5 protein-coding genes are annotated in these 7,450 nt (G+C 42.1%); 1 reads left to right on the top strand and 4 read right to left on the bottom strand.

Annotated elements, in window-relative coordinates:
• Positions 1-37: 37 nt before the first annotated feature.
• The 4 genes from nifJ to rpsO form a co-directional block, all read right to left on the bottom strand.
• Complete coding sequence (nifJ, locus tag QZZ35_RS07775) at positions 38-3,562, bottom strand: pyruvate:ferredoxin (flavodoxin) oxidoreductase (RefSeq protein WP_291236884.1); 3,525 nt, start codon at positions 3,560-3,562, stop codon at positions 38-40.
• 255 nt (positions 3,563-3,817) lie between these two features.
• Positions 3,818-4,222 (bottom strand): hypothetical protein, encoded by a 405-nt coding sequence (locus tag QZZ35_RS07770; RefSeq protein ID WP_291236883.1) that lies wholly within the window; start codon positions 4,220-4,222, stop codon positions 3,818-3,820.
• 120 nt (positions 4,223-4,342) lie between these two features.
• Positions 4,343-6,436 carry a polyribonucleotide nucleotidyltransferase gene (locus tag QZZ35_RS07765; protein WP_291236882.1) on the bottom strand — a complete coding sequence of 698 codons (2,094 nt, stop codon included), beginning with the start codon at positions 6,434-6,436 and terminating at the stop codon, positions 4,343-4,345.
• Between the two features lie 160 nt (positions 6,437-6,596).
• Complete coding sequence (gene rpsO, locus QZZ35_RS07760; protein WP_132090876.1) at positions 6,597-6,863, bottom strand: 30S ribosomal protein S15; 267 nt, start codon at positions 6,861-6,863, stop codon at positions 6,597-6,599.
• Positions 6,864-7,079: 216 nt separating this feature from the next.
• On the opposite strand from rpsO, the gene QZZ35_RS07755 reads away from it, so the two are divergent.
• The coding region (locus tag QZZ35_RS07755) for a lyase family protein (RefSeq protein ID WP_291236881.1) at positions 7,080-7,450 on the top strand (371 nt) is incomplete at its 3' end.

Here is a 7,450-nt window from a genome sequence, read left to right as displayed (position 1 = left end):
GACCCCTCTATTTATTTATGCGACACAATCTGAAAAATTATTCAGCCATTTTGATGTAGCCAGCAAGTCTTTCTTTAGCGTCTGCTTCAGTCTTAACGAACATATCTTCTGCGATTTCAGGGAATCCTTTCTTCAGAGAAGCGTAACGTGTTTCGTTCATCATGAATGCTCTAAAGTCTTCATACTTAGGCTCTTTTGTGGAATCAAGGATGAATGGGTTCTTACCTTCAGCTTTGAGAGCTGGGTTGAATCTCCACATATTCCAGTAACCACAAGCAACAGCTTCTTTAATTCTTGTCTGAGCTCCGCTCATACCGCCTTTGATACCATGGTTGATACATGGAGCGTAAGCGATAATTAAGGATGGACCTGGATAAGCTTCAGCTTCTTTAAGAGCTTTAACGAACTGACCCTGATTTGCACCCATAGCAACCTGTGCTACGTATACATAACCATAGGAAACAGCCATCATACCAAGGTCTTTCTTCTTCTGTTTCTTACCGGAAGCAGCGAATTTAGCAACAGCACCAACTGGTGTAGACTTGGAAGCCTGTCCACCTGTGTTGGAGTAAACTTCTGTATCGTATACAAAGATGTTAACGTCTTCGCCGGAAGCTAATACGTGGTCAACACCGCCGTAACCGATATCGTAAGCCCATCCGTCACCACCGAAGATCCACTGAGATTTCTTAACGAGTAAGTCAGCGTTTGCTTCGATTGCTTCGCAAGCAGCTTTAACTTCACCGTCGCACTGGCAATCTTTGATTGCTTCTAATAATGCAGCGGAGGAAACTTTAGATTCATCACCTAAGTTCATTGTTGCAAGCCAGTTTTCCATAGCTTCTTTTACAGAACCTGTAGCTTTTTCAGCTGCAGCTTTAACTGTATCAGCAAGAAGTTCTCTACGCTGTTTCTGACCTAAGTACATACCTAAACCAAATTCTGCGTTATCTTCGAATAAGGAGTTACACCAAGCAGGACCCTGTCCTTTGTGGTTCTTTGTATATGGCATAGATGGTGTGGAAGCACCCCAGATAGAAGTACATCCTGTAGCGTTAGCTACATACATACGATCACCAAATAACTGTGTAATTAATTTAGCGTAAGGTGTTTCACCACAACCAGCACAAGCTCCGGAGAACTCGAGTAATGGCTGTTCGAACTGGCTACCTTTAACGGAGTATTTGTCCATTGGGTTAGCCTTTGGAGATACGCTCATAGCATATTCCCAGTTAGCTGCCTGTGCAGACTGAGTGCTTGCTGGAACCATCTTAATAGCTTTTTCTTTAGCTGGACAAACGTTTACACAGCTTCCGCATCCAAGACAGTCAAGTGGAGATACCTGCATCTTGAAGGAGTACTGATCAACGCCTTTACCTTTACCAGGAACTGCACCAAATCCTTCTGGAGCTGCAGCAACTTCTTCAGCTGTTAAAAGGATTGGACGGATTGTAGCATGAGGACATACGTAGGAACACTGGTTACACTGGATACATTTTGATGCATCCCATTCTGGAACCATAGAAGCTACACCACGTTTTTCGTAAGCGGATGTACCGGATTCGAAATGTCCGTCTTCTCTTCCAAGATACATGGAAACTGGAAGGCTGTCACCTTTGCAAGCGTTCATTGGGATAACGATATTCTTAACGAAATCTGGGATTGTTGGATCTTCTTCAACAACTGGATCAACTGCATCAGCCCATTCAGCTGGAACAGGGATCTCAACAGCACCGTTAACACCAGCGTCAACTGCTGCGTGGTTCATAGCAACGATATCTTCACCCTTCTTACCGTAGGATTTAACGATAGCGTCTTTCATGTATTTAACAGCATCTTCAATCGGAATAATTCCTGTTAATTTGAAGAATGCAGCCTGAAGTACGGAGTTTGTACGGTTACCAAGACCAAGTTCACGAGCGATCTTTGTAGCGTTGATTGCGTAGAATTTAACGTGTTTCTGAGCAAGTGCTCTCTTAACGTTTGCTGGTAATTTTTCATCCATCTCTTCAGCTGTCCATTCTGTATTGAATAAGAATGTACCGCCTTCTTTGATATCAGCTGTCATATCATACAGGTTGATGTATGCTTCGTTATGGCAAGCGATGAAGTCAGCTGTCTTAACAAGATATGTGGAACGGATAGGTTTTTTACCAAAACGTAAGTGAGACTGTGTAACACCACCGGATTTTTTGGAATCATAGTGGAAGTAAGCCTGTGCGTAAAGATCTGTGTGGTCACCAATGATCTTGATGGAGTTCTTGTTAGCACCAACAGTACCGTCAGCACCAAGACCCCAGAATACGCAGCTTGTTGTACCTTCGCCGGCAACGTCAACTTCTGGAAGAACTGGTAAGGAAAGGAATGTAACGTCATCCACGATACCAATTGTGAAGTTGTTCTTTGGAGCATCAAGTTTGAGGTTTTCGTAAACAGAGATGATCTGTCCTGGTGTAACGTCTTTGGAACCAAGACCATAACGTCCGCCAACGATTGTAGCTTTCTTGTCTGCTCTGTAGTATGCAGCAAGAACGTCAAGGTAAACTGGTTCACCGATCGCACCGTTTTCTTTATCTCTGTCAAGAACTGCGATCTTTGTAGCTGTTTCTGGAATAGCTGCAAGGAAAGCTTCTTCTACGAATGGTCTGTACAGATGAATCTGAACTAAACCAACTTTTTCGCCTTTAGCCATTAAGTAATCGATTGTTTCTTTTGCTGCATCACATACAGAACCCATAGCAACGATAACTCTATCAGCCTGAGGATCACCATAGTAGTTGAATAATTTGTAATCACGGCCTGTCATTTCGCTGACTTTTTCCATGTATTCTTCAACAACTGCTGGAAGTGCATCGTAGAAACGGTTACGAGCTTCACAACCCTGCATGAAGATATCTGGGTTCTGAGCTGTACCACGAATTACTGGATGTTCTGGATTCAGAGCGTTCTTTCTGAATTCAGCCAGTGCATCGTAATCTACTAATTTAGCTAATTCATCATAGTCTGTACATTCAACTTTCTGAATTTCGTGAGATGTACGGAAACCATCGAAGAAATGAAGGAATGGTACACGGCCTTTAATTGCAGCAAGATGAGCTACAGCAGCTAAGTCCATAACTTCCTGTACGGAACCGGAACATAACATAGCAAAACCTGTCTGACGGCAAGCCATAACGTCTGTGTGGTCACCAAAGATGTTCAGAGCATGTGTTGCAAGAGCACGAGCACTTACATGGAATACTGTAGGAAGCTGTTCACCTGCAATTTTGTACATGTTAGGAATCATCAGAAGAAGACCCTGGGATGCTGTATAAGTTGTTGTTAAAGCACCTGTGGAAAGGGAACCGTGAACAGTACCTGAAGCACCTGCTTCTGACTGCATTTCAACAACGTTTACAGTCTGTCCAAAGATGTTTTTTCTGCCGTTAGCAGCCCATTCGTCTGTAACTTCGGCCATTGGTGAGGATGGTGTGATTGGGAAAATTCCAGCAACTTCTGTAAATGCATAGGAAGTCCATGCAGCAGCAGTATTACCATCCATGGTTTTCATTAATTTTGCCATTTTGAAAAAATCTCCTTTCATTTGTGTAGCATATCATAATGCATGTCGCATTATACTCCAATGATTATTTTAATACATGTTGAACAATATCGTCAAGGAATAAACGCATAAAAATTGTTCATATTTTAAAACAACCACACATAGAGGGTTCCATCTCTTCAGCAACATTACCCTCTTCTGGTTTACATTTCCAATGTTTATCCGCTTAAGGTGTAGAGACATCATCTGCTCCCGAATCATGCCCTCAGGCACCTTTTATAAACCTCTGAAAAAAGCAGATATAACATCAGAAAAGAGGTAAAGTAAGGCTAAGATAATGATGATCACAAAATTGCTCATTATGTGCCTGCCTGTATCGCTCTCGGCTTTATCCTGCACTTTCTGCGACTCACCTTCATAAGAGGATGTCTCATGAACGTCTTTTGTCCGGATATTCTTTATTTTAGACCTGCTTTTTACAGGTACAGACTTCACCGAACCGTCCTTTTCATAATCACAGGTATGTTCCTGCTGATGATATGAACAATCTGGGCCCTGCATCTGGTCTGTATTATAATGAATATCAAGATATAAAGGCTTCCAGACAAATGAATCACATGTATCGCAGTGATGCGCCTTTTTCATAGGCTGATCACATAAAGGGCAAATCCGTACTTTCATTACCGTTTCTCACCTTCCTTCCAGATACTTATATTTTACAGTAAATTGACTAAATAAACAAGTAAAAGTCTGCTTATTTTTTTCAAAAACAAGCAGACTTTCTATTATTCGATCAATCTTCTATTCCGCATCTTTCTTACTGAAGCTGATGCGTCCCATCTTGTCTTTTCCAAGACATTTAACTTTGATCACATCGCCAAGTGTCAGTACATCTTCAACACGGTTGATACGTTTCTTATCCAGTTTAGAGATATGAACCATACCTTCTTTGCCCGGTGCAAATTCAAGGAAGGCACCAAATTCTTTAATGCTGATAACTTTTCCGACATAGATTTTGCCTTCTTCAAAGTCAGAAGCGATCATCTGGATCATCTCGATGGCTTTGTCGATACCTTCTTTTTCAACACCGCAGACAGCAACTGCACCGTCATCTGTGATATCGATCTTAACACCTGTCTCTTCGATGATCTGGTTGATAACTTTACCTTTTGCTCCGACAACATCACCGATCTTCTGAGGATCGATCATGATCTGTCTGATCTTTGGAGCATATTTGCCGACTTCTTTACGAGGCTCGGCAATAGCCGGTGTAAGCACTTCATTAATAATGTACTCTCTCGCTTCTTTTGTACGGCGGATCGCTTCCTCAATGATCGGACGTGTAAGACCGTGAATCTTGATATCCATCTGAATAGCTGTGATACCGTCATGTGTACCGGCTACCTTAAAGTCCATATCGCCGAAGAAGTCTTCAAGACCCTGAATATCTGTTAATACTACATAATCGTCATCTGTGTCACCTGTCACAAGACCGGCAGAAATTCCGGCAACCTGTTTCTTGATCGGTACACCTGCAGCCATCAGAGACATTGTGGATGCACAGATACTTGCCTGAGAAGTTGAACCGTTGGATTCAAATGTTTCAGAAACCGTACGGATCGCATACGGGAATTCTTCCACACTTGGAAGCACAGGAACAAGTGCCTTCTCAGCCAGTGCACCATGACCGATCTCACGGCGTCCCGGACCTCTGGAAGGTTTTGTCTCACCTACAGAGTAGGATGGGAAATTATAATGATGCATGTAACGTTTTGAAGTCACATTCACATCAATACCGTCAATTTTCTGTGCTTCTGACATAGGAGCAAGTGTTGTCACTGTACAGATCTGAGTCTGTCCACGTGTAAACATAGCTGAACCATGAACTCTCGGAAGAAGATCGATCTCTGCTGCCAGAGGACGAATCTGATTCAGAGCACGGCCATCCGGACGTTTGTGATCTTTTAAGATCATCTTGCGGACAGTCTTCTTCTGATACTGATAAACAGCTTCATCGATCAGTTCAAGCCATTCTTCATTCTCAGCAAAGGCTTCAGCCAGTCTTTCTTTAATCTGGCGGATATTCTCTTCACGAACCTGTTTCTCATCTGTGAAAACAGCTTCTTCCATCTCTGCCGGAGGAACGATTTCTTTAATTGCTGCAAATAATTCTTCCGGAACAGCGCAGCTTGTGTAAGAATGTTTTTCTTTTCCACATTCTGCTACGATTGTATCAATAAATTTAATCACTTCCTGATTCAGCTCATGAGCTGCAAAAATTGCGTCGATCATCTGAGCTTCCGGTACTTCGTTCGCACCAGCCTCAATCATGATAACTTTATCACGTGTGGAAGCGACTGTCAGAGCAAGGTCTGATTTTTCTTTTTCATCTGCTGTCGGGTTAAATACAAATTTTCCGTCAACAAGACCAACCTGTGTTGCAGAGATTGGGCCGTCGAAAGGAATATCGGAAATACATACAGCGATAGCTGAACCAAGCATAGCAACCACTTCCGGATTCGCATCCGGATCCACACTCATAACCAGGTTGTTTAATGTAACGTCATTGCGGTAATCCTTCGGGAATAAAGGACGCATCGGACGGTCAATAACACGGGAAGTAAGAACCGCATGTTCGCTGGCCTTTCCTTCACGTTTATTAAATCCACCCGGAATCTTTCCGACAGAATACATCTTCTCTTCAAATTCAACACTCAGAGGGAAGAAATCGATACCCTCTCTCGGCTTTTCAGAAGCTGTTGCTGTTGAAAGAATAACCGTATCACCATAATGAATAAAAACAGCGCCGTTGGCCTGTTTTGCAACTCTGCCCACATCGACTCTCAATGTTCTTCCGGCAAGTTCCATAGAATAACTCTTGTACTCTTTTGACATATTAAATCTCCTTATCAAATCAATGTATTCACCGGATCTCATCGAAACTACTGAAAAAAACATGCCCGTGCATATGCTTTTCAGCGGTCTCGAAATGGAGATCCCTGTGAACGTTCACATGCAAATAGTGGGATGGAAAACTCCATCCCACTTCCTGAAATTATTTTCTTAATCCTAATTTCTGAACGATTGCTCTGTATCTTTCGATATCTGTCTTCTTAAGATAATCAAGCATACCACGTCTCTGACCAACCATCTTTAACAGACCACGTCTGGAGTGATGATCTTTTTTGTGAACTTTTAAATGCTCTGTTAAGTCACTGATTCTTGCTGTTAATAAAGCGATCTGTACTTCCGGTGAACCTGTATCTTCTGGTGTTCTTCCGTAAGTAGCGATGATTTCTTTTTTCATTTCTGATGTAATCATTGTATATATCCTCCTGAATTTTAAAATGCCTCATGCTAAGAACGGGCTGGAGTACCCACATCTGAGCACGGGTTAAATCTCATACCTCGCCATTATAGCACAGAGATTTTTTCTTGTAAAGATATTAATTATAATATTTATATAGCTTGCTTTTTCACAAAAAATAAGCTAATATTGTGAAGACATACACTATTAATAGAAAGAAGTGAACCGACTATGGAATTAAAATTATGGGGCGGACGCTTTACAAAGCAGACCGATCAGCTTGTACATAACTTCAATGCGTCCATTTCCTTTGACCAGAAATTTTATAAACAGGACATTGGCGGCAGTATCGCTCACGTGACCATGCTGGCCAAACAGGGTATTTTAACGGATGATGAGCGTAATACTATTATTGCCGCTTTAGAAGATATTAAACAGGAAATATCTGAAGGAACGCTTGAAATTCCTGCAACCTACGAAGATATTCACAGTTTCGTGGAAGCCACACTGATCGAACGTACCGGAGAAACAGGAAAGAAACTCCACACAGGCCGCAGCCGTAATGACCAGGTCGCTCTGGATATGAAATTATATACACGCGA

This window comes from Frisingicoccus sp. (assembly GCA_016298055.1).
Lineage (GTDB): Bacteria > Bacillota > Clostridia > Lachnospirales > Lachnospiraceae > Frisingicoccus.
The sequence above is the reverse complement of the archived record's forward strand: the minus strand, read 5'-3'. Positions and strand labels throughout refer to the sequence as shown.